The following is a 24,905-nucleotide window of genomic DNA, read 5'->3' as shown; positions in this document are numbered from 1 at the left end:
TCATTCCTCATTTCTCAATACTTTACTAGGTTTTAGTTTATTTTTTTCTTTCGGGTTTGGCTGATAGATACTTACGACTTTGTCTTTATAAAACAAGGCAATTTCCTCTGAAGGCATTTCTGGGAGCGCAAATACAGTATAATCAAGTCTCATACCGTTTTTTACTTTCTGCCATACCTCATCAGTAATATCTACTCGTTTGAACCGTTCCACTCCTTTTTCAATTGGCAGCAAATACTCATCGATCGTACCGTTTTCTACAGCTTGAGCTACTTCTTCTAATGTTAACGCTTCTTTTTGGGCCATACCGGCACTTGCTGTTCGAGTGAGATCAGACATGTGTGCAGGGTAACCAAGTTTCTTGCCTGTATCCACAGCTAATGTACGGACATAGGTTCCTTTCCCGCATTCTACTTCGAAACGCCAAGAAATGGTTCCTGCCACTTCGTCTCTTGTCAGTTCACTTGTTCGGATAAAACGGTAAATTTGAGCCTTTCTAACAGGCCGATCCACTGGTTCATTATTCCGTGCATATTCATATAACCGTTTACCGTTTACTTTTACCGCTGAGTACATGGGCGGTATCTGGGTGATTTCACCAATAAATGAAGCCATCACTTCATCTATTTTTTCTTCAGATAAAGACATATCCACTGGTTTTGTTTCTACTCGTTCTCCGGATCGATCTTCCGTCGTTGTACTGAAACCTAGAGTCATCTCGCCCACATAAATTTTCCCAGAATCTGTCAAATATTCGATAACTTTTGTGGCTTTTCCGATACAAATAGGCAATACACCGTCTACATCCGGGTCAAGCGTACCCCCATGTCCGATTTTTTTCGTATGTAAGATTTTTCTTAATTTGAATACGCAATCATGACTTGTCATTCCGCGTTCTTTCCATAAAGGTAATAACCCGTCCATGTCTTTTCTCCATTTCATTTTTGATTTAACTGAATTATTATAACACATTGCATCTATTACTGACGAATTTGACATCATAATGAACGGTTTTTATTTTTCGGCAATAAAAACGTAACAAAATTCATGCTCATGTAAATAGAAATCATGTTATGCTTTTTTTAAAGGAGGGAATAGAATGGAAGATTTTTTCTTTGCACCATTTGATTGGATTTATGGGTGGCTTACAGGTAAATAGATTGGTTCTCACTTCCCAAAAACGAAAAAACAGACTGGTCATTCTTCCAGTCTTTTTTCCGTTTTTTTTATTTATTTTTTCAGTTTCTTGATCAATGTAAAAAAATCTATTTTTCAGGGTCGATTTTATCATTTTATTGGTCAAGATTTTTCCATTTCCAATCCAATACTTCTGGCAGATCAATACCATTTTCACGAATATAGTTTTGATGTTCTTGTAATTTCTGATCCATTTTTTTTGCAAAATCTTCTGCTTGACTTCCTTTGATTTTTAAAGCTGCATCTTTTGCCAAATGATAACGGTCAAGTTCATTTACCACACGCATGTCAAACGGTGTCGTGATATCTCCGTTTTCTTTGTAGCCATGAATCATTAAATGATGGTTATGACGATCAAAGAAAATCGTGCGGATCAAAGTTTCATAACCGTGGAAAGCAAATAAGATCGGTTTGTCTTTTGTAAAATATTTGTCAAATTCTTCATCGCTCAATCCACGCGGATCTTGACTCGGATGACGTAATTTCAATAAATCTACGACATTGATGAACCGGATTTTTAGTTTTGGGAATTCTTCCAGCAGCAAAGTCACAGCTGCTAATGCTTCTAAGTTAGATTCCGTTCCTGCAGCAGCAATGACCAATTCAGGTTCCTCCTCTTTTGCTGTCGAAGCCCAATCAATGATTTTCAAGCCTTCATTCACTAAGACGGCTGCTTCTTCTGCTGAGTAAAATTGAGCACGCGGATGTTTGGAAGAGATGATCAAATTAATTTTTTCTGACGAGCGGAATGCTTTGTCCATGACTGCGAGCAACGTATTTGCATCCGCAGGCAGATATTCACGGATGAACTCCGCCTTTTTTTCTGCCAAATGTGTCAATATTCCTGGATCTTGGTGGCTATATCCATTGTGATCTTGCTGGAAGACTGTTGAGCTTGCAATGAGATTCAGCGAAGGATAATTATTTCGCCAAGAAAGGTCACGTGATTTCCGCATCCATTTGAAGTGCTGAGTCAGCATAGAGTCAACCACTCGCAAAAATGATTCGTAACTTGCAAAAAAACCATGCCGTCCAGTGAGAACGTACCCTTCTAAGAACCCTTCATCTTGATGTTCCGATAATTGACTGTCGATGACGCGGCCAGATGGCGAAAGCCATTCATCATTTTCTGGTTCGATTTTTTCCATCCATTGGCGATTTGTCGTTTTGAAAACTTGATTCAATCGATTTGATTTTGTTTCATCTGGTCCGAATATACGGAAATTTTCTGGATTTTTCTCAATGATCTCGCGAACGAATTTACCAAGTTCAGTCATATCTTCTGCTTTAACGGAGCCCGGTTGTTCAAATTGCAAAGTATATTTTTTCCAATCTGGCATAACAAGCGGTTTCGGATCGATTCCACCATTGATGATAGGATTTTTTGCCATTCTTTGGTCACCAGTGGGCGCGATTTCTCTGATTTCTTCTAAAATACGTCCTTGTGCATCAAATAATTTTTCTGGTTCATAGGATTTCAACCAACGGAGTAAAGCATCTGCATGATCCATATGTTCTTGATCTACAGGAATCGGTACTTGGTGTGCTCGGAAGGTTCCTTCAATTGGCTCCCCGTCCCATTCTTCTGGACCGGTCCATCCTTTTGGTGTGCGTACGATCAATACTGGCCATTTTTGCATCACCACATCTGTTGCTGTCTTCAGGCGAGCTTCTTTTTGGATGGATTTGATTTTCTCGATTGCTTGATCCATTTTTTCAGCCATAACAGGATTTAATTTTTCTGGATCATTTCCTTCAATAAAGAAAGGTTCCCAGCCAAGTCCGTTAAAGTAATTTGCTAATTCTTCATCTGTTTTACGTGCCAAGATCGTTGGGTTGGCTATTTTAGCACCATTTAAATGAAGGATTGGTAAAACAGCTCCATCTGTCACCGGATTGATAAAGACATTTGAGAACCAGCTTCCAGCTAAAGGACCGGTTTCTGCTTCACCATCACCAATCACGACAGCAGAAATTACTTCAGGATTGTCTAATACAGCTCCGACTCCATGTGAAAGAGAGTATCCAAGCTCTCCGCCTTCATGGATAGAACCTGGTGTTTCTGGTGCTGCATGAGAAGCAATGCCTCCAGGAAATGAAAATCGCTTGAATAATTTTTGCATTCCCGTCTCATCTTCCGTTACTTCTGGATAGATTTCTGTGTAACTTCCATCTAAATAAGCATTCGATACCATGACTTGTCCGCCGTGTCCTGGTCCTTCGATATAAAACATGTTCAAATCATATTTATTGATGACTCGGTTCAAATGGACATAAATAAAATTTTGGCCAGGAATCGTTCCCCAATGACCGATTGGATGTTTTTTGACATCTTCTGGTTTCAACGTACGTCTCAGTAAGGGGTTATCTTTAAGATAAATTTGCCCGACAGAAAGATAATTGGCAGCACGCCACCAAGCCGTCATTTTATCAAAGTATTCTTTACTAGAATAATCCATACGTAACACTCCTTTTCATTATTACTCTTATTCTAGCGAAGATACTCCCAATTGAAACCTAATAAGCACTTCTGTTCATTTGCTTGGATTTTATATCTTGTCAATAACTTCAACGTGATTTTTCTTTTAACTGACGGCAGACCGACAAATTCAAACTTTTATAGTGCAGATTCCACTGATCTTCTAGTTACTTGGCTATATAACCTGACTGTCACTACAATGGATTACAATCTAGCTTCCCTCATCGGTATCTTGATCTTTATCTATATGCAAAAATTTATATACTATAGAAAAAAGAAAGTCGAATTTTTTCTTTTTCTCTTTTTTGGTTAACTGACACGCCGCAAGACTAAAGTCATGGAACTCTTAGGCAATACGTCTTAATGAAAACAAAAAAATCCCGCAACCCCTGATTTCACAGGATTTGCGGGATTTTTTAATTAGTCTTTGTTCAAGTCGCGAAGCAATTCATCGATATGGTTGCCATAGACAACTGATTCATCTAATTCAAAGGACAATTCAGGTGTTTTGTAAATACTTAGATTGTGCCCCAGCTCACGACGAATCAATCCTGATGCTTTATCCAATCCTTCTTGTGCTTTTTTCTTTTCAGAAGCTAAATCAGAAAGGATGCTGTAATAGATTGTTGCTTGTTGAAGATCGCCTGTTACGTGTACATCAGTGATCGTTACATCTTGCACACGAGGATCTCTTACTTTTTTACGTAGGATCGCATTGACTTCTTTTAAGATTTCTTGACCGACTCGGCGATCACGATAGTTAGCCATAATGATTGGCCTCCTTTATCAGTTTTTAGTCATTTTTGACTTCTTCCATGATAAACCCTTCAATTACGTCATCTACTTTGATGTCATTGAATTTTTCAATCATAGCACCGCATTCATAGCCCATTTTGACTTCTTTTACGTCATCTTTGAAACGTTTCAAACTTGCCAATTGGCCTTCGTAGATAACGATACCGTCACGGATCACACGGACGCCGCTGTCTCTGCGGATATAGCCTTCTGTTACATATGCACCAGCGATTGTGCCTACTTTGGATACTTTGAATGTTTCACGTACAATCATTTGACCAGTGATTTTTTCTTCAAATTCAGGATCTAGCATTCCTTTCATCGCTGTTTCGATTTCATCAATAGCTTTATAAATGATACGGTGTAAGCGAATGTCTACTTCTTCAGCTTCTGCTTGCGCTTTTGCTTGAGGTGTAGGACGGACGTTAAATCCAATGATAATCGCATTACTTGCTGCTGCAAGTGTTACGTCACTTTCATTGATTGCACCTACCGCTGAATGGACGATTTTCACACGTACACCTTCAACTTCGATTTTTTTCAGTGAGGCAGCTAATGCTTCTGCTGAACCTTGAACGTCGGCTTTAATAATGACGTTAACTTCTTTTAGCTCGCCTTCTTTCAAGCTTTCAAACAAGTTGTCCAAGGTTACACGGCTGCTTGCAGCACGGTTTTCCAATAATGCACGTTTTGCGCGTTCTTCACCCGCTGCACGTGCTGTCTTTTCGTCTTCGAAGACTACGAAACGGTCACCTGCTTGAGGTACATCATTCAAGCCAGTGATTTCTACTGGCGTTGCAGGTCCTGCTTCTTTATCGCGACGGCCAAGATCGTTTGTCATTACACGGACACGTCCGTAAGTATTACCGACAACGATTGGGTCACCAACATGAAGTGTTCCTTCTTGGACAAGTAAGGTTGACACAGGACCTTTACCTTTATCAAGACGTGCTTCGATCACTGTTCCGATTGCGCGTTGTGTTGGATCTGCTTTTAAATCTTCTACTTCTGCGACTAACAGAATCATTTCCAGCAATTCTTCGATGTTTTGGCCGAATTTCGCTGAGATCTCAACAAAGATCGTTTCTCCACCCCATGCTTCAGGAATTAACTCATACTCACTTAATTCTTGCATAACATGTTGAGGGTTTGCACCTGGTTTATCAATTTTGTTTACAGCGACGATAATTGGAACGCCTGCTGCTTTGGCATGGTTGATTGCTTCAACGGTTTGCGGCATGACACCGTCATCTGCAGCGACAACTAAAATCGTGATATCTGTGATACTTGCTCCACGTGCACGCATACTTGTAAAGGCCGCATGTCCTGGTGTATCCAAGAAAGTGATTGGTTTGCCATCAATATCAATCTGGTAGGCACCGATATGCTGCGTGATTCCGCCGGCTTCGCCGCTTGTTACACGTGAATGGCGCAATGTATCCAATAAGGTTGTTTTCCCGTGGTCTACGTGTCCCATAATCGTTACTACTGGCGGACGTGAGACTAATTTGTCTGGATCAACTTCTTCTGACTCGAAGAATTTATCGATATCTGCAATATCCACTTGGACTTTTTCTTGTGGTTCCATACCATAGTCCGTGGCTAACAGTTCAATCGTGTCTTTATCCAGTGCTTGGTTTTGATTGACCATGACGCCAAGCATAAATAATTTTTTAATGATTTCTGCTGGCTCACGATGAATTTTTTTCGCGATATCTGCTACGTTCATGCCTTCAGTATACTCTAATACATCTGGCAATTCACGGAATTTGCGTGGTGGTACAGCTGGCTTAGTTGATTGTTGCTGTTTGCCTTTTTTACCCTTTTTATTATAACGATTACGGTTGTTATTATTAAATTTGCCGCGATTGTTATTGTTTGGTTTGTTGTTGGTACGGTTTTGATTGCCGCCTTGGCTCGTTCCTGGACGATTTTGACTGCTAGTATTCCCCGTATTATTTTGGTTTGTTGTTGGTTTTTTTCCTTGATTCACTTGACCGCTCCCTTGACCGCGATCTTGATAACTGCGGTTATTTTTATTTTTTTGTTGATTATTTGTTGCTTCTTTTTTACGTTGATCGTTCGGCTGTTGATTGGCTGGTTTTCTGCTTGCTTGTTGTGCAGCTTGTTGTTTCGTGCTTGGGTTTTTGAACGCTTGTTGCAATTTCTTCTCATCACTGCTAGTAATCGCACCCATATGGTTTTTCACATCGATGCCAAGTTGTTGTGCTTTTTCCACGACGTCTTTACTAGATTTTTTGAGTTCTTTTGCTAATTCATAGATTCTTTTATTGCCCATGCAATCACCTTCCTAACCTTCAATTAGCTCCTTGGTCTTCTTCGCAAATCCGGCATCCATTATTCCGAATACCTTGCGAGGTTTTCCGATCATCTGCGTGATTTCTGCTTCAGAAAATAGCTCAAAGCAAGGAACTTCATAGTATGAACTCTTATCTTTTATCTTTTTTCTTGTATTCTCACTTGCATCTGTTGCCACAAACACCAATTTTGCTTTTTGTTTGCGGATTTCAGCTATGGTCAGTTCTTCGCCCGTAATCAGTTTTCCCGCGCGCATCGCCAGACCCATGAGATTCATGACTTTTTGCCGATTGACTGTATTCATTTTCCAAATAACTCTTTACGTGCTTTTTGGTGAGTGACATAGTCAAGAAGTTCTTGATAAAACTCATCTGTTAAAGTTGTTTCGAGTACTCGATCGAGAATTTTTTTATCCCAAGCTTGTTGTACTTCTTCCGGCTCAAGTGAGACATACGCTCCTCGTCCAGGCATTTTTCCAGTTGGATCGATCGATACTTCCCCTTCTTTTGAACGGGTGATTCGGACCATCTCTTTTTTAGGTTTCATTTCACCTGAAACCACAGATTTGCGTAAAGGAATTTTCCTTTGTTTCATCTCTTTGCCTCCTTACTAAAGTTAAGCTTCTGGTTTTTCTTCGACCGTTTCATTATTGAACGCAATTGCTTCATACTCATCGTCTGTCAAATCTGACTGAACGATTGCTTCGTCATGCAATTCTTCTGTTTCGTTTTGTTGTTCTTGTTTTTCATAAAATTCCGCCATATCAGATTCTGATTTGATATCGATTTTATGGTTAGTCAATTTAGCAGCTAAACGTGCGTTTTGTCCACGTTTACCGATTGCTAACGATAATTGATAGTCTGGAACGACAACTGTGCAAGCTTTAGGATTGGTTTCATCAAAAATCACATCCATGACTTGTGCAGGATTCAATGCATTTGCAATGAATACAGCTGGGTCTTCATTCCATTCAACAATATCCATGTTTTCGCCTTTTAATTCATTGACGATTGCTTGGACACGTTGTCCTTTTGGTCCAACACATGTACCTACTGCGTCGATGTTCTGATCGTTTGAACGGACAGCTACTTTTGATCGATCGCCGGCTTCACGGGCAATGCTGACGATTTCAACGATTCCATCATAAACTTCTGGGACTTCTTGCTCAAATAAGCGACGCAATAAATCTGGATGGCTGCGGCTAACAAATACTTGCGGACCTTTAGACGTATTTTCTACTCGAGAAACATAGACTTTGATACGATCGTGAGGTTGGTAAAATTCGTTTGGCATTTGATCTTGTTTAGAAAGAACTGCTTCTATTTTGCCAAGGTTGACATAAATATAACGTTTATCCTGACGTTCGACGATTCCTTGCATGATGTCTTTTTCATAAGCACTGAATTCGTTATAAATGATCGTTCTTTCTGCTTCACGTACACGCTGCAAGATAACTTGTTTAGCTGTTTGCGCAGCGATCCGCCCAAAATCTTTTGGTGTGACTTCAAAACGGATCGTATCACCGATCTCATATGCTGGATTAATCAAAAGTGCATCTTTCAATGAGACTTCCAACTGTGAATCCATCACTTCTTCCGTTACTTCTTTTACTGCATAGACATGGATCTTTCCTTTTTTCTGATCAAATTCCACTTCGACATTTTGTGCTTGGCCATAGTGGCGTTTGTATGCAGAAACCAATGCTGCTTCTAAAGCATCGATCACGATTTCTTTTGAGATCCCTTTTTCAGCTTCTAAAGCGTCTAACGCATTTAACATTTCTTTACTCATTTTTTCTGATTCCTCTCCGTGATTAAAATTGGATAGCTAAGCGAGCTTTTGCAATATTTTTTCGGTCAAAAGTCAATTCTTTTTCTCGTGTTTTTATGCGTATTTTCAATGTAAGCTGTTCAGCATCAAATGATTGAAGAAATCCTTCGTATTGTTTTTCGCCATCTACTGGTTGGTATAAGGAGACATGGACATAATCGCCAAGTGCCTTTTCATAGTCGCTTTCTTTTTTCAATGGCCGCTCTGCTCCAGGGGAGGATACCTCCAGGAAATAAGCTTGAGGAATCGGATCTGGATCTGCTGCATCAAGTTTTTCGCTCAGTTTCTCACTGACAAAGGCACATTCTTCGATATCGATTCCGCCTTCTTTGTCAATAAATACTCGTAAGAACCAACTTTTTCCTTCTTTTACAAATTCGACTTCGACAAGTTCAAAATGTTGTTCATCTAAAATCGGTGTCACCATTTCTGTGACTGTTTCAACGACGCTACTCAAAAGTTTCGCCTCCTTAAAAATTAAATACGTAATTCCATTAAAAAGAGTGAGCGAAAAATCCGCTCACTCACAGTTAGTATCATTACCTATAAAAACTATACCATACTCTGCTTAAAATTACAAGCAGACAAGATAACAGATGCTTATAACATATCGAATAACGATAATTGGTTTTCGTCTGGTAAATCTTTCAATACACCATTATCGTTCATATATTCAATCAATGTTTTTGAAACTTTCCCTCGAGTAGCAAGATCTTCTTTAGATAAAAATGGACCATCTTTTCTTGCCTCAACGATTTGTTTTGCTACATTGGTTCCCAAACTAGGGACAGCTCTAAATGGCGCAATTAACGTATCTCCTTCGATAACAAAATTAACTGCATCCGATTTGTACAGATCAATCATCCCAAATTTGAATCCTCGTTCTAACATTTCATTGGCTAATTCTAGCACGGTCAGCTGATTTTTTTCTTTTACGGAAGCATCTAGCCCTTTGTCCGTGATTTCTTTCATTGCTTGTTTCACAGCATCTTTTCCTTTGCACATGGAGACTAGATCAAAATCATCCGCACGTACAGAAAAGTATGCACAGTAATACAAAATAGGGAAATAAACTTTAAAATAAGCAACACGAAGAGCCATCAATACATAAGCTGCAGCATGGGCTTTTGGAAACATATACTTGATCTTTGAACAAGAATCGATATACCAATCAGGCACATTATTTTCTTTCATCGCGGATAGATAGGTTTCTCTCAATTCATCAGGAATCTTGTTCCATTGCCCTTTACGAACAGTTTCCATGATCTTAAATGCCATCCCGCTGTCTAATCCAGCATGAATCAAATAAACCATGATATCATCACGACAGCCGATTACTTCCGCCAATGTCGCATCCCCACGTCGAATCAATTCTTCGGCATTTCCTAACCATACATCTGTACCATGAGACAGTCCGGATATTTGAAGTAGTTCTGCAAAAGTTGTAGGATGTGTTTCTTCTAACATTCCTCGAACAAAACGAGTGCCGAATTCTGGAATACCTAATGTTCCTGTTTTAGAATAAATCTGTTCCTGAGTTACCCCTAGTACTTCAGGGCCAGCAAATATCCGCATCACTTCCGGGTCATCTGTAGGAATCGTTTGTGGATCAATCCCTGATAAATCTTGAAGCATCCGTATAACAGTTGGGTCATCGTGTCCTAGAATATCCAATTTCAATACATTGTCGTGGATTGAGTGAAAATCAAAATGGGTCGTTTTCCATTCCGAATTTTGATCGTCTGCTGGATATTGGATCGGCGTAAAATCGTAGACATCCATATAATCTGGAATAACGATAATCCCCCCAGGATGCTGACCAGTTGTCCGTTTGACTCCTGTTGCACCCTTTGCCAATCTGTCGACTTCTGCACTTCGAAACTGCAGATTATTGTCCCTTTCATAACCTTTTACATAGCCATATGCTGTTTTATCGGCGACTGTACCAATCGTTCCGGCACGGTAAACATAGTCTTCACCAAACAATACTTTCGTATAGTTATGTGCTTCTGCTTGATAATCACCTGAGAAGTTCAAATCAATATCGGGCACTTTGTCTCCATGGAATCCTAAAAATGTCTCAAATGGGATATCATGACCATCTTTATTTAAGCGTGCACCACATTTTGGACATTGTTTTTCTGGCATATCAAATCCAGAACCGTACGTGCCATCTTCAAAGAACTCGGAATATTGGCACTCTGGACAGTAATAATGGGGAGCTAAAGGATTCACTTCAGTGATCCCAGTCATCGTTGCAACAAAGCTAGAGCCAACAGAGCCACGTGAACCTACTAGATAGCCATCTTCATTACTTTTATGCACAAGTTTTTGGGCGATCAGATAAATAACCGAGAAGCCATTACCATTAATAGAGTTCAACTCTTTTTCTAATCGTTTTTGGATAATTTCAGGTAACGGATCTCCGTACATTTGTTTTGCTTTTGTGTAACTCAATTCTGATATCTCATCTTCTGAACCTGGAATCTTCGGTGTATAAAGTTCATCTTTGACTGGAATCACTTCTTCGCAGATATCTGCGATTTTATTCGTGTTATCCACTACAATCTCTTTTGCTGTTTCTTCCCCTAAAAAGTGAAAAGCGGTGAGCATCTCATCAGTTGTTCGGAAATGGACATCTGGCAAACTATGACGATTCAACGGATTCGCTCCGCCCATAGAATTGATCAAAATTTTTCGGTAAATGGCATCTTCTTCGTTGAGATAATGAACGTTGCCTGTTGCAACAACGATTTTATCCAAACTTTTTCCGATTTCTACCAAGTTTTGGATAATTTCTTCCAAATCATGTTCATTTTTTACCAATTCTTGCTCGATCAAAGGTGCATAGACCGCTTTTGGCATAACTTCAATATAATCGTAGAATTTTGCTCGGTTTCTTGCCTCTTCTACCCCTTTTTGCATCATGGCTTCGAAGATTTCTCCCTTATCACAAGCTGAGCCGATCAATAGATTTTCACGCATCTTTTTCAATTGGGAGCGTGGTATTCGCGGGACACGTTCGAAGTATTCGACATTCGACATTGAAATCAGTTTGAACAAATCTTTCAGTCCTGCCTGATTCTTTGCTAAAATCGTTACATGGAAAGGTCGGGCTCGTTTGTAAGAATCTCCTTCTCCGATATGCTCATTTAGCTGATCATGATAAAGCATGTGATGATTGTCCATTGCTTCTTTGACAAAAATCCAAGCTAAGTGACCTGTTGCTTCAGCATCATAGATTGCTCGGTGATGCTGTTCCAAGCTGACACCAAATTTTTTGGATAACACACCTAATCCGAAACGTTTGAATTGCGGATACAGATATCTGGCTAATTCTAAGGTATCAATAACTGGATTAGTTGCTTCAGGAATGCCATATCTTGCGTAGCTAGTATTCAAGAACCCCATATCAAAAGCCGCGTTGTGTGCTACCAGAATTGTACCTTTTGAAAACTCAAGGAACATCCGCAAGACTTCTTCTTCTGACTTCGATCCTCGAACCATTTCATCCGTAATACCTGTCAAATCCACCGTTGTTCGGGATAAAGGATGTCCTGGATCGATAAATTCATCAAAGCTTTCGATCACATTTCCTTTGTACATTTTGACTGCAGCGAGCTCGATGATGGTATCGTATACCGCAGACAATCCTGTCGTTTCCACGTCAAATACGACATATGTGGCTTCGTTTAATGCTTCATGCGCATCATTATAAGCAATAGGTACGCCATCATCTACGACATTCGCTTCCACACCGTATAAGATTTTCACACCTGCTTTTTTCCCGGCACTATGAGCTTCTGGAAAGGCTTGTGCGCCACCATGGTCCGTAATGGCGATGGCACGGTGTCCCCATTTTCCTGCTTGTGCCACCAGATCAGAAATGCTATTCGTTGCATCCATCGTACTCATATTGCTGTGAACATGAAGTTCTACCCGTTTTTCCCCTTCAGGAGCATAATCTTTACGAGGGGTGTGTTTGACTTCAACGATATCTTGCGCATTCATGACCAAATCACGGACAAACGTATCTTCTTGGATACTTCCACGTACCTTTAACCAGCTTCCGACACTGATCGCATCAAATATCTGTTCATCTTTTTCGCCATTTGAGAATTTTTTGACGATAAATGATGAAGTATAATCTGTGATTTTCAAAGTCAAGATCTTGCGTTTTGAGCGTAGTTCTCTGACTTCTTTATCGAACACATACCCTTCAAGAGTGACCCGTCGTTCTTCTTCGACGATATTGATCATTGGTGTTGTGGGCTCATCTGCTGGAATATTTCGTCCTAGCTGGATGGGTCCTTCAAGAGCTGGTGACTGTTCTTTTCTTTCTTTTTTCTTTTGCTCATGAACAACTAGACTTTCAGCTGCTTGCTTCATAAAGGCTTCTGCCTGTTCTTGTTTACGTTCTTCAAAAAGTTTCAATACACGTTCCGCTTGCTGCTCATCCACTTCTGGTTCGATACGAAATTTCGGGAATCCGTAACTGACGAACAACTCTTCTACTAATGGTAAGTATTGCTGTTTCAAATATGAAATAGCCCCTGTACTGTCGATTGGCAAGATGACTTTACGATCTTTTATCACAGGTACTTGCGTTTTCAATACTTGCTGTGCTAGTGGTGTATCGCATTGCTGATTTTCCAAAGCTTGGGCCCAGTAATCTTGCAAGAGCTGTTCATCGAATGTCTGGTCATCTGCTAAGATATTCAATTTGACTTGTGCAATCTCTTTAAAAGCGACAGTCAGATGCTGAGCCAATGAACGATACAGCATAATAGGCAAAATTTTAGAAAAATGCAGCGTAAATTCCCATAAACGCGATTTACGATGGACCACTACACTATCCATTTCACCAGCAGTAAGCAGTGGATGATTTTTTTCTGCTTCCTCTAGTTGGATTTGTTCCAACAGTTTTTCAAATAAATCTCGTTTTTCTGACAAAGATATACGCCCTTTCTGATGAGAAACTATGCAATTGATTGCATCGTATCCTCTTCTTTTTCAGTACCCTTTAGTATACTCGTTTTTTCTGAGTTTTACATTAAAAAATTGGAACTGTGATTCACATCACAGTTCCAATTTTAAAAGCGAAACATCAGGTTGTCAAAAACAGCTGATTCAGCTATTTTACTTTTCTGTGTTTTAACGCTTATTATTCCCCTTGGTTCAAGAGGATTGGTAAAGTATTCGCCAATTCTTCTTTACGTACTTCAACCATTTCGCCAGTTTTCTTGATTTTCACTTCTACGATTCCTTCTACTGCTTTTTTACCGACAGTAATTCTGATTGGACAGCCAATCAAATCAGAATCCGCGAATTTCACTCCTGCGCGTTCATTTCTGTCATCAACCAGTACTTCATAGCCAGCTTTTGTCATCGCTTCTTCTAGTTCATTCGTCAAGTTTGTTTGGTATTCGTCTTTTAGATTCATTTGGACGATATGCAGATCAAATGGCGCAATTCCTTTTGGCCAATTGATTCCTTGTTCATCTGAATGTTGTTCTACGATTGCTGATAATAAACGGCTCACACCGATACCATAACAGCCCATAATCACAAATTTTTCCCGTCCGTTTTCGTCTAGAACGGTTGCCCTCATAGATTCACTGTAACGAGTGCCAATTTTGAAGATATGTCCGATTTCGATTCCTCGAGTAAAGGCAAGAACACCGTTGTTGTCTGGTGAAGGATCTCCTTCTTGTACAAAACGAAGATCTTCATAAGAAAGCACAGTGAAATCGCGTTCTGGATTCACATTTTTATAGTGGAAGCCTGTTTCGTTCGCTCCAGTAATGGCATTCGCTAAATCTTGGACATAACGGTCTGCATATACTTTTACATCCTCTGAAACACCGATTGGTCCGACAGAACCAAACTCAGCACCTAGATATTTTTGTGCTTCTTCTTCCGTCGCTTCTTCTAAAAAGTCAGCAGATAGATAGTTTTTCAGTTTTACGTCATTGACTTCATGGTCTCCGCGTACCAAAACAAGGACAGGTTGTTCATCCGCAATGAACAATACAGACTTGATGATTTTTTGAGGTTCAACAGAAAAGAAATCTGCTACTTCGTCAATTGATTTTACGTTAGGTGTAGCTACTTTCTCTAATTCAAGCTGTGTTTCATGCGATTTTTTTGACACATAGTAGCTTGTAGCCATCTCCAAGTTTGCAGCATAATCACTTTCAGTCGAATAACAAATCGTATCCTCCCCGATCTCTGAGATCGCCATGAATTCCTTTGAGTCTTTCCCGCCCATTGCGCCACCGTCTCCGATGATCGAACGAAATTCCAAACCGCAACGCTTAAAGACTTCGGTATAGGCTTTTTCATAATCTTTATACGTTTCGTCTAAACTTTCTTCCGTTGCATGGAAAGAATATGCATCTTTCATGATAAACTCACGTCCGCGAAGCAAACCAAAGCGAGGACGTTTTTCGTCACGATACTTAGGTTGGATTTGATAAAGATTCAAAGGTAATTTCTTATATGAATTAATTTCATTACGCATCAAATCAGTAAAAGTCTCTTCGTGAGTTGGTCCAAGAATCATTTTTCGATCATTACGGTCCTTGAAACGATACAAGTTTGGACCATATGTTTCGTAACGTCCTGACTCTTCCCAAAGTTCTGCTGGCAAGATAGCAGGCATCAGCATCTCTACCGCACCGATTTTTTCAAATTCTTCCCGCATGATACGTTTCAGCTTTTCTAATACACGATTTGCTAATGGCAGATAAGAATAGATACCCGCTGATACTTGACGGATATATCCAGCTCTTAGCAAGATTTGATGACTTAATACTTCTGCATCATTTGGAACTTCACGTAATGTTGGAATCAACATTTTTGATTGTCTCATTCTATATACTCCTTTATTTCCTCAAAATAGTTATCGTTTGTTATTATACCCTATTTGTCAACTTTTTCTAGAAAAAGAATCGTTGAATATCGTTCCATGTAACTAGCACCATCAACAACATTAAAAATCCAAAGCCAGCTAATGTCAATATTCCTTCTTTTTCTTGACTTAATGGTTTCCCACGAATCCCTTCAAAAATATTCAACACTAATTTCCCACCATCTAAGGCAGGGATCGGAAGCAGATTGACGATTCCAAGGTTCATTGAAAGAAGCGCCATCAAACCAATAACAGTTGTTACACCTTGGTTTGCTGCTTCTGAAGATAATTGGTACATCATAACAGGTCCGCCTAATTTATCTAAACTAAAACCTGTAAACAGTGATCCTAAGGCTTTGAAAATTTCCAATGAACCGCTAAAAGCTTGACGTGTTCCGCCGATGATCTTATCCATAAAACCTGTATTCATTGGGGCTTGTATGCCAAGTTGGCCAACTTTTTCGCCATTTGACTCTACCGATTTCGGTGTCACGTCGACAGATTGCATCTTACCTTCTCGTTCGATCTCAAAATCTAATGTTTTACCTGGATTTTTCGTGATGACTGTTGTCAAATCGTTCCAAGTGTGGATTTCTTTACCGTCCACGCTAACTACCTTATCATTTTCTTTTAAGCCTGCTTCTGCCGCAGCACCATTAGGGATAATCTCTCCTACACGATTAGTATTTGTCACTTGAACACCGCCTTGCATGAATGCAAGAATAATAAATAACACGATTGCCAAGATAAAGTTATTCATTGGACCGGCAAAATTGGTCAGCATACGCTGCCACAGTTTAGCCGATTGGAACTGTACATCTTTTGGTGCAATTCTGATTTCTGTTCCGTCGGTTTCAATAATCGTCGCATCGTGATCGACAGGATAGGTCACTACTTCTGTTTCATCTCCATTCACATAACCAGTGATAGTCAGCTCATCTTCTAAATCATAACGGCTCAATTCCATTGGGATAGCATTTGTCAATTGGATTTTCTTACTTAAATTTATCTTCTCTACGATGCCGTCAGAATTTAGTAAAAGAGAAAGAGGCATACCTGGTGCCATTTCTGTTTCATCATCCCCATTGCCTGCCATTCGAACATAACCGCCAATAGGTAATAGGCGAAGCGTATATGTTGTCCCGTCTTTTGCTTGATGCCCATAAATTTTCGGACCCATACCGATAGCAAATTCGCGAACGAGGATTCCTGATCGTTTCGCAAAGAAGAAATGACCAAACTCATGAACAATCACTAATATACCAAAAACAATGATAAATGTTAGTATCGTTTTCATAGCTTTTTTCTCCTTTACTTGTTTTTTGTGTGTTTTTTTAAACAACGTTAAAACACTATAATTTTACCATAGTATACCTAAGACACCAATAGTATCAATAAAATGAGAAACAAAAACCTGCGTCTTTTATGAAAATCACAAAGAAACGCAGGTATACTTACTAAATAATGCCAAATAAATGCATGATAGGAAATACAAACAGCAAGCTATCGAAACGGTCTAAGATTCCCCCGTGGCCCGGTAAGATATTTCCTGAGTCTTTCACATCATAATGGCGTTTGATTGCTGATTCGACCAAATCGCCAAATTGTCCGACTGCCGAAAAAATAATCGTCATCAGAAGCATGACAAACATACCATGATTGAATAGTTCTTTTGCTGGATACAACAATAGATAAAGAAATGCGACTACAACAGCACTTCCGATCCCGCCTAACGCGCCTTCAATCGTTTTGTTCGGTGAAATATCCGGACTTAACTTGTGTTGTCCATAACGACGGCCAACCATATAAGCACCAATATCAGTTGCCCAAACGATAAACAGACCAAAAATCAAAACAGCTAAACTTTCTGTTCGTGCATTGACGAAATTCTGGAAGCCTATTCCTACATACAAACTGACAAGTACTGGGAAACCTGCTTCATCAATCGTATACGTATTTTTAGATATAACTGACGTCCCTAAAAGGATCATAACGATAAGATAAAATAGCATAAATGTACTGACGTTCTCTGGAAGAAAGAAGAACCATCTTTCTTTTGGCAAGACAAGGAGCACTGCACCAATAGCGGATAAAACTCCTTCAAAACTTAGGAGAGTCAATCCTTTCATCCGGAAAAGCTCATAAACTCCTACCACAGCTAAGACTGCTGCGGTAAGCTCAACCGCTATGCCCCCAATCCATATAATCGGAATAAACAAGACAAGCGCCACGGCTGCTGTGATTACACGTTGTTTCATGACTGATCCCCTTTCTCATTTTCTGTTTTTTTTACACCGCCGAATCGACGATCTCGATTTTGATAAGAGGCAATTGCTTCTTCAAGATGTGCACCGTCAAAATCAGGCCAAAGTGCTTTTGTAAAATACAATTCACTATATGCAATCTGCCATAACAGAAAATTACTGATCCGCTCTTCTCCGCTTGTACGGATCATCAACTCAGGATCTTGTAATTCTTTGGGCAAGAAACCTGTCATTAGATGGTTGGCAATCACTTCATCATCGATTTCTTCTGCCTGTATTTCTCCCTTTGCTACTTCTTCAGCAATGTTTTGGACTGCGGTCACGATTTCTGCTCTGCTTCCGTAATTCAAAGCAAAGTTTAACACCATTCCGGTATTGTCTTTTGTTTGCTCAATTGCACGTTTTACAGCGTCTTGCGTCTGTTCTGGTAACACGTTCTCATACCCCATGACATGGACTTTGACGTTTTCTTTGATCAATTCTGGTACGAACGTATCAAAAAAGTCGACAGGTAGTTGCATGAGAAAACTTACTTCATCTTTTGGTCGCTTCCAGTTTTCAGTTGAAAAAGCATAAAGCGTCAATACTTTCACTCCAAGCCTTGATGCTTTCTTTGTGACTTTCTTTACTGTTTCCATACCTTCTTTATGACCAGCGACTCTTGGCAAACGCCGGTTTTGCGCCCAACGACCATTGCCGTCCATGATGATGGCAACGTGTTGAGGAATTGGTCCATCGGCATTAAATTGAAATTCGCTTTTTTCTTGAATATATTTGTTTTTTTGCGGAAAAAAACGTAACATTCTTTTTCCTCCTATACTTAAAAGATTCCCACTATCTTAAGTATTATAGCAATATCTAAACGTTTTTCCTATGAAATCATTGTTTTTTTATTTAAAAACTGAATAATTTTTTCTTTTTTTAATCTTTAAATAAAAGAAACATAAATAAAAACAGAGGAAGCTGAATGATCCGCCCCTCTGTTTTTATGGTTTTATTAAACTTCCAATAATTCTTTTTCTTTATCAGCAGCGATCTTATCTACTTCTTTAATGCTGTTATCTGTCAATGTTTGTACGTCTTTTTCTAGTCCACGCAAATCATCTTCGGTAATGTCACCATTTTTTTGTTGTTTTTTATATTCATCGATTGCATCACGACGGATGTTACGAATCGCGATTTTTGCATTTTCTGCTTCTTTTTTCACATCTTTAGCTAATTCTTTTCTGCGTTCTTCTGTCAGTTGTGGGATAACCAAACGAATAACATTTCCATCATTGGTAGGACTGATTCCGATATCACTTGCCATAATAGCTTTTTCAACATCTTGAAGAATGCTCTTGTCAAAAGGCGTGATCATTAAAACACGTGCTTCTGGGATTTGGATTGACGCCATTTGGTTCAATGGAGTTGGTGCACCGTAATAATTCACAGTGATTCGATCCAAAAGGCTAGCATTCGCGCGGCCTGCGCGGATTTGCCCAAGTTCACGTTGAAGATTTTGTGCTGCTTTTTTCATTTTTTCTTTTGCTTCTGTCATAATTGCATCTGCCATTTTTATTTCCCCCTTACAGTCGTTCCGATATTTTCACCTAAGATTGCTCGGCGAATATTTCCGTGTTCATTTAAATTGAAGACAAGCAATGGAATGTCATTATCCATGCTTAGTGAACTTGCAGTTGAATCCATGACTTGTAATCCTTTAGCAATCACTTCCAGATGAGTCAGTTCTTCAAATTTCACTGCATTTGCATCTACTTTCGGATCAGCAGAATAAACACCGTCTACATTGTTTTTAGCCATCAGGATAACATCTGCGCCGATTTCTGCTGCGCGTAATGCTGCCGTTGTATCTGTCGAGAAGTACGGGTTGCCGGTACCGCCCGCAAAAATAACAATCCGTCCTTTTTCTAAATGACGTTCTGCTTTACGGCGAATGTATGGCTCTGCGATTTGACGCATTTCAATCGAAGTTTGCACGCGTGTCGGTACACCCACGTTTTCCAACGTATCCTGTAAAGCTAAGGCATTCATAACTGTAGCTAACATACCCATGTAATCAGCTTGAGCGCGTTCCATGCCCATTTGTGCTCCGATTTGTCCGCGCCAGATATTTCCGCCACCCACAACGATTGCCATTTCAACGCCCAGTTCGTGAACTTCTTTGATTTCTTGGATGATTTCTTTGATTACTGGTGGTTTGATTCCAAATCCTGCATCCCCAGCTAAAGCTTCTCCACTCAATTTTAAGACTACACGCTGATATTTCGGTGTGACCATGTTCATTCCTCCAATATTTTCTATTGCCATTTTACCATACTTAGATGATTTCGACACGCTAAGCCTGGTTTTTCTTGTTTTGCTTAAAAAAAGGGAGCGCACAAAGCGTGCGTTCCCGTCTGTCATTCAACAGAATTATTTTTTCACTTGGCTCATAACTTCTTCTACAAAGTTATCTTCGCGTTTTTCGATACCTTCGCCAACTTCGAAACGTACGAATGTTTTAACAGTTGCGCCTTTTGAAGCAACGTATTTTTCAACAGTCATATCAGGATCTTTAACGAATGGTTGGTCAACCAAAGCGATTTCTGCTTTGAATTTCTTCAAGCGTCCTTCTACCATTTTTTCAACGATATTCGCTGGTTTGCCTTCATTCAATGCTTGTTCTGTAAGAACAGTTTTTTCATGTTCTAATTCAGCTTCTGGAATTTGTGATTCGTTTACATAGCGAGGATTGATAGCTGCTACGTGCATAGCTACATCTCTTGCAACTGTTTCATCTGTTGTTCCGTCTAGAACAGTCAATACAGCAATACGTCCGCCCATATGCAAGTATCCGCCAAATGCAGCATTGTCGTCTTTTTCTACAACTTCAAAGCGACGGAAGCTGATTTTTTCTCCGATAACTTGAGTTGCTTCGATCAAATCAGATTCAATCGTTCCTTTATCTGTTTTGATTTTCATTGCAGCTTCCATGTCTGCTGGTTTGTTTTCAGCAACAAGTTCTGCGATTTCTTTTACTAAGTCTTGGAACATTTCATTTTTAGATACAAAGTCTGTTTCTGAGTTTACTTCAACGATTGCTGCAGTGTTACCTTTCACAGCAACTGAAGCTAATCCTTCAGCGGCAATGCGGTCATTTTTCTTTGCAGCCTTTGCCATTCCTTTTTCACGTAAAAGATCAACTGCTTTTTCCATATCGCCTTCTACTTCAACTAATGCTTTTTTCGCATCCATCATTCCTACGCCAGTCATTTCGCGTAGTTCTTTTACCATTTTAGCTGTAACGTCTGCCATGTTTAACTCCTCCTGTGTGTGTTCTTTTTAAAAAAAGCTGTTTCAAAGGAGAGTGAGGCTTGTCGCCCAGCCTTTGAAACAGCTCCATCATTCAAAATTATTCTGCTGAAGAATTGTCGCCTTCAACAACATCTACGATTTCTTCGATTGATGTTGCTGTGTTTTCTTCTGTGAAATCTTCTTCAACTACTTGATCTTCACCTTGGTTTCCTTCGATGAAAGCATCAGCCATTTTTGAAGTAATCAATTTAACGGCACGAATGGCATCGTCGTTTGAAGGGATTACTACGTCGATTTCATCTGGATCGCAGTTTGTATCAACCATAGCTACGATTGGGATATTTAATTTGTGTGCTTCTTGAACAGCAATACGTTCTTTACGTGGGTCAACGATGTACATTACATCTGGGATTCTTGGCATATCAGCGATACCGCCTAAGAATTTTTCAAGACGTTCGCGTTCTTTGTTCAAACCAGCAACTTCTTTTTTAGGTAGAACTTCAAAAGTTCCATCTTCTTCCATCGCATTGATTTGTTTCAAACGGCTGATACGTTTTTGGATAGTATCCCAGTTTGTCAATGTTCCGCCTAACCAACGATGGTTAACGAAGTATTGTCCTGCACGAGTTGCTTCTTCTTTGATTGCTTCTTGTGCTTGTTTTTTTGTACCTACGAATAATGCTACGCCGCCTTCTTCAGCAACGCTCTTCATGTAATCATAAGCTGCATCTACTAATTTAACTGTTTTTTGTAAGTCAATGATGTAGATTCCGTTTCTTTCTGTGAAGATATATTTCTTCATTTTTGGGTTCCAGCGACGAGTTTGGTGACCAAAGTGTACGCCGGCTTCTAGTAATTGTTTCATAGAAATTACTGCCATGTTTGTTTCCTCCGATTTGGTTTTATTTTCCCTCTTCTTATCTTCTACCTTGCCGGCAAACTTTTTCAAGCACCTACCGACAATCCAATAAGAATGTGGATTTGCTGATGCATAAAGCACCCTCAGCTATTATACAGACAAAAGATCCATATCGCAAGAGCAAATGTACTTTTCTGCTCAACATTCAATAGTTTACCTGAAAGACAAAAAGAATTCAAGAAAAACAGTAGATTTCTCTTTGTTTCTTTATTCTCTTTTTTCCATAAAATAATTTTAGATATAAAAGACGAATATTATTGGGCAATCCTTCTTTTTTTTGTTATGATACATGTGAAATCTTTCGTAAAGGAGAAAGAAAATGCGCAAAGCTCAAAGACATTTGCTGATTAAACAAGTCATTGAAGAATTCCCGATCCGTACGCAAGAAGAACTATTAAACAAACTTGGGCATTATGGCGTTACCGCAACGCAAGCAACGATTTCTCGAGATATACGTGATCTGAAAATCGTGAAGGCACCTGATGAAAACGGTATTTCCCGCTTTGTGTTGTTTCGCGAAAAAGGTACTCCTGATACTAAGACTGAAGAAGAGGATCGGCTGATTCAAATGATTGAAGACATTGTGTTGAAAGTCGAACGAGTCCACTTTTTGACAATCGTTAATACCTTGCCAGACAATGCTCATTTATTTGCATCTGTTTTAGATGAGATCAAGCCTCCTCCTATCGTCAGTACGATTGCTGGATTTGATACGATCATGATTATCTCAGAAAATGAGGAGGATGCAAAACGAGTAGAAGAATTTCTTCACCATCCGACTGAAGTATCACTTTTTTAATCAGAGCACGTGTTCCTAATAAGGAATGCGTGTTTTTTTATTTTCAATATTTTCCTTGTTAAATAAACCTTTACACTCTTTACAAAAATACATCAGTTTTTATTTAAAATTTTCATAACTTTGATTAAATCACAATACTCATCATTTATATTGGATGTTAGCAAGAGCAGAGTCTTGCTCTTTGTGTATGTCAATAAAAAAGAAATGAAAGGAAATCGCATGTATAAATTATTAACGCCTGGACCATTAACGACTTCTGAAACAGTGAAAAAAGCGATGCTGACCGATCATTGTACCTGGGATCAAGAATACAAAGAGATGACACAATGGATAAGAAAAAAATTGCTGGAGCTTGCTCAAGTACCGGAAGAACTATACACAACGGTCTTGATGCAAGGCAGCGGCTCCTTTGGGGTAGAATCTGTTTTAAGTACTGTGATTAGACCAGAAGATACTTTGCTGATTTGTTCAAATGGCGCATACGGTCAACGAATGGTTGCCATGTGCAAATATCTGCAACTAAACTATGCAGTTTATGAAGTACCTGAACACCAAATCCCCCAAGCACATATGATTACACAGTTGATTGAAGAGAATCCGTCTATCTCCGCACTTGCAATGGTCCATAGCGAGACTACTTCCGGTATTTTAAATGATTTGGAAGAAATTGCTGCTGTCGTACAGGAAAGAGATCTTTTGTTTATAGTAGATGCGATGTCTAGCTTTGGTGGGATACCGATTCATGTAGCGGAACTAGGGATCGATTTTTTGATTTCTAGCTCAAATAAATGTATTCAAGGTGTTCCAGGTTTTTCTTTTGTACTTGCTAATAAAGTGGAACTAGAAAAGCGAAAAAATGTGAGTCGAAGTTTGTCACTTGATCTGTATGACCAGTATCGCGTGATGGAAAACGAGAATGGCAAATGGCGTTTCACTTCCCCTACTCATACGGTTTTGGCTTTTCAACAGGCATTGAAGGAACTAGAGCTAGAAGGAGGGATCGAAACTCGATATTCACGTTATCTCGCCAATAATCATGTGCTACGACAAAAAATGACAGAGATGGGATTCCAGCCTTTCATCCAAGAGTATCAGGGGCCATTCATTACCTCTTTTCTTTACCCTAAAGACTGGCGATTTGATTTCAATCATTTCTATCAGCATTTAAAACAAAACGGATTTGTGATCTATCCTGGGAAGATCAGCGATCATGAATGTTTTCGTATCGGTAATATTGGCGAGATTTATCCAGAAGACATTTTAGAACTGACAGCAATTATCAAAGACTATAAGGAGAACATTAATGATTAAAACTGTAATTTTTGATTGGGCAGGAACAACTGTGGACTTTGGCTGTATGGCTCCTGTCCACGCTTTTAGAAATGCTTTTCTAGAAAAAGGGATCCAACTGACTGACAAAGAGATCCGCGAACCGATGGGAAAATTAAAATGGGATCATATCCAACAGCTTCTTTCCCTCCCTTCTGTCAAAGAACAATGGATAGCGATTCATGGACAACTACCTCAGGAAAAAGAGGTGGAGGAATTGTATCAGCAATTTGAACATTATCTGTTTAAAGATTTGGCCCAGCATTCTACCTTGAAACCCGACACATTGGAAACGGTCGAGCAGTTGAGAAGCGCTGGGATCAATATTGGTTCCACGACTGGATTTACTGCTCCTATGATGGCAATCGTAGCAGAAACCGCAAAAAAAGGAGGGTATTCACCAGACTTCATGGCAACTTCTGAAGACGTCGAAGGATATGGACGACCATTTCCTTATATGATTCATAAAAACATACAACATTTCAAAAACAAGTCGGTTGATGAAGTAATCAAAGTTGGAGATACGGTCTCAGATATCCAAGAAGGAAAAAATGCTGGGGTGTTTACAGTTGGTGTGATTGAAGGTAGTTCGCTGATGGGACTTTCATATGATGCATACCAACAAATAGAGATGGAGGAAAAAGATCGCTTAAAACAGTCTGTTGCTCTTAGATTCCAACAAGCTGGTGCTGATCTTTGCGTAAATAACTTAAAGGAGTTAACAGAGTACATTTTGTGCGCTGACAAGAATCCAGAATGACTTT

Annotated in this window: 21 protein-coding genes; 4 read left to right on the top strand and 17 right to left on the bottom strand. The window is 39.5% G+C overall.

Going from position 1 to position 24,905, the window contains the following annotated elements:
* Together truB and OZZ83_RS10010 are read right to left on the bottom strand one after the other, a co-directional pair.
* On the bottom strand, positions 1–924 hold the full coding sequence (truB, locus tag OZZ83_RS10015) for a tRNA pseudouridine(55) synthase TruB (protein ID WP_002308909.1): 924 nt from the start codon (positions 922–924) through the stop codon (positions 1–3).
* A gap of 368 nt (positions 925–1,292) precedes the next feature.
* Positions 1,293–3,656, bottom strand: a complete 2,364-nt coding sequence (locus OZZ83_RS10010; RefSeq protein WP_002348558.1) for a phosphoketolase family protein — start codon at positions 3,654–3,656, stop codon at positions 1,293–1,295.
* A 114-nt stretch (positions 3,657–3,770) separates the two neighbouring features.
* Between OZZ83_RS10010 and OZZ83_RS10005 the strand changes: the two genes are divergently transcribed.
* Complete coding sequence (locus OZZ83_RS10005) at positions 3,771–3,989, top strand: hypothetical protein (protein ID WP_002308907.1); 219 nt, start codon at positions 3,771–3,773, stop codon at positions 3,987–3,989.
* 107 nt (positions 3,990–4,096) lie between these two features.
* Here OZZ83_RS10005 and rbfA read toward each other — a convergent pair whose 3' ends face one another.
* The 15 genes from rbfA to rpsB all read right to left on the bottom strand — a co-directional run bounded on the left by rbfA (position 4,097) and on the right by rpsB (position 21,974).
* The gene (gene rbfA, locus OZZ83_RS10000; RefSeq protein ID WP_002308906.1) at positions 4,097–4,444 is read right to left on the bottom strand and encodes a 30S ribosome-binding factor RbfA; all 348 of its coding nucleotides are present in this window, start codon (positions 4,442–4,444) and stop codon (positions 4,097–4,099) included.
* A gap of 25 nt (positions 4,445–4,469) precedes the next feature.
* Positions 4,470–6,770: a translation initiation factor IF-2 gene (gene infB / locus OZZ83_RS09995; RefSeq protein WP_002314813.1), complete on the bottom strand. Its 2,301-nt coding sequence runs from the start codon at positions 6,768–6,770 to the stop codon at positions 4,470–4,472.
* A 12-nt stretch (positions 6,771–6,782) separates the two neighbouring features.
* Positions 6,783–7,094, bottom strand: a complete 312-nt coding sequence (locus OZZ83_RS09990) for a YlxQ-related RNA-binding protein (RefSeq protein ID WP_002308904.1) — start codon at positions 7,092–7,094, stop codon at positions 6,783–6,785.
* Positions 7,091–7,384 carry an RNase P modulator RnpM gene (rnpM, locus tag OZZ83_RS09985; RefSeq protein ID WP_002288501.1) on the bottom strand — a complete coding sequence of 98 codons (294 nt, stop codon included), beginning with the start codon at positions 7,382–7,384 and terminating at the stop codon, positions 7,091–7,093. Before rnpM ends, OZZ83_RS09990 begins: the two co-directional genes overlap by 4 nt.
* A gap of 21 nt (positions 7,385–7,405) precedes the next feature.
* Positions 7,406–8,581, bottom strand: coding sequence for a transcription termination factor NusA (gene nusA / locus OZZ83_RS09980; RefSeq protein WP_002308903.1), 1,176 nt, complete (start codon positions 8,579–8,581; stop codon positions 7,406–7,408).
* A 22-nt stretch (positions 8,582–8,603) separates the two neighbouring features.
* Positions 8,604–9,077 carry a ribosome maturation factor RimP gene (gene rimP, locus OZZ83_RS09975; RefSeq protein ID WP_002308902.1) on the bottom strand — a complete coding sequence of 158 codons (474 nt, stop codon included), beginning with the start codon at positions 9,075–9,077 and terminating at the stop codon, positions 8,604–8,606.
* Positions 9,078–9,220: 143 nt separating this feature from the next.
* Positions 9,221–13,573: a PolC-type DNA polymerase III gene (locus OZZ83_RS09970; RefSeq protein WP_002308901.1), complete on the bottom strand. Its 4,353-nt coding sequence runs from the start codon at positions 13,571–13,573 to the stop codon at positions 9,221–9,223.
* Positions 13,574–13,784: 211 nt separating this feature from the next.
* Positions 13,785–15,494, bottom strand: a complete 1,710-nt coding sequence (locus OZZ83_RS09965; RefSeq protein WP_278023717.1) for a proline--tRNA ligase — start codon at positions 15,492–15,494, stop codon at positions 13,785–13,787.
* A gap of 67 nt (positions 15,495–15,561) precedes the next feature.
* On the bottom strand, positions 15,562–16,830 hold the full coding sequence (gene rseP / locus OZZ83_RS09960; protein ID WP_002308899.1) for an RIP metalloprotease RseP: 1,269 nt from the start codon (positions 16,828–16,830) through the stop codon (positions 15,562–15,564).
* A 160-nt stretch (positions 16,831–16,990) separates the two neighbouring features.
* On the bottom strand, positions 16,991–17,791 hold the full coding sequence (locus OZZ83_RS09955) for a phosphatidate cytidylyltransferase (protein ID WP_002308898.1): 801 nt from the start codon (positions 17,789–17,791) through the stop codon (positions 16,991–16,993).
* Positions 17,788–18,600, bottom strand: a complete 813-nt coding sequence (locus tag OZZ83_RS09950; RefSeq protein WP_002308897.1) for an isoprenyl transferase — start codon at positions 18,598–18,600, stop codon at positions 17,788–17,790. The genes OZZ83_RS09955 and OZZ83_RS09950 overlap by 4 nt, the downstream gene beginning before the upstream one ends.
* A gap of 194 nt (positions 18,601–18,794) precedes the next feature.
* Positions 18,795–19,352: a ribosome recycling factor gene (gene frr, locus OZZ83_RS09945; protein ID WP_002293875.1), complete on the bottom strand. Its 558-nt coding sequence runs from the start codon at positions 19,350–19,352 to the stop codon at positions 18,795–18,797.
* Positions 19,353–19,354: 2 nt separating this feature from the next.
* Positions 19,355–20,077: a UMP kinase gene (gene pyrH, locus OZZ83_RS09940; protein ID WP_002293877.1), complete on the bottom strand. Its 723-nt coding sequence runs from the start codon at positions 20,075–20,077 to the stop codon at positions 19,355–19,357.
* 135 nt (positions 20,078–20,212) lie between these two features.
* Positions 20,213–21,094, bottom strand: a complete 882-nt coding sequence (gene tsf / locus OZZ83_RS09935; protein ID WP_002293878.1) for a translation elongation factor Ts — start codon at positions 21,092–21,094, stop codon at positions 20,213–20,215.
* Positions 21,095–21,191: 97 nt separating this feature from the next.
* Positions 21,192–21,974, bottom strand: a complete 783-nt coding sequence (gene rpsB / locus OZZ83_RS09930; RefSeq protein ID WP_002293880.1) for a 30S ribosomal protein S2 — start codon at positions 21,972–21,974, stop codon at positions 21,192–21,194.
* Positions 21,975–22,332: 358 nt separating this feature from the next.
* Between rpsB and OZZ83_RS09925 the strand changes: the two genes are divergently transcribed.
* The 3 genes from OZZ83_RS09925 (at position 22,333) to phnX (ending at position 24,901) form a co-directional block, all read left to right on the top strand.
* Positions 22,333–22,812, top strand: a complete 480-nt coding sequence (locus tag OZZ83_RS09925; RefSeq protein ID WP_002316352.1) for an arginine repressor — start codon at positions 22,333–22,335, stop codon at positions 22,810–22,812.
* Between the two features lie 219 nt (positions 22,813–23,031).
* Positions 23,032–24,123, top strand: a complete 1,092-nt coding sequence (gene phnW, locus OZZ83_RS09920) for a 2-aminoethylphosphonate--pyruvate transaminase (protein ID WP_252706694.1) — start codon at positions 23,032–23,034, stop codon at positions 24,121–24,123.
* On the top strand, positions 24,116–24,901 hold the full coding sequence (gene phnX, locus OZZ83_RS09915) for a phosphonoacetaldehyde hydrolase (protein ID WP_002308893.1): 786 nt from the start codon (positions 24,116–24,118) through the stop codon (positions 24,899–24,901). Before phnW ends, phnX begins: the two co-directional genes overlap by 8 nt.
* Positions 24,902–24,905 lie beyond the last annotated feature (4 nt).

It is taken from the genome of Enterococcus sp. E5-162 (genome assembly GCF_035725965.1).
Lineage (GTDB): Bacteria > Bacillota > Bacilli > Lactobacillales > Enterococcaceae > Enterococcus_B > Enterococcus_B lactis.
The sequence above is the reverse complement of the archived record's forward strand: the minus strand, read 5'-3'. Positions and strand labels throughout refer to the sequence as shown.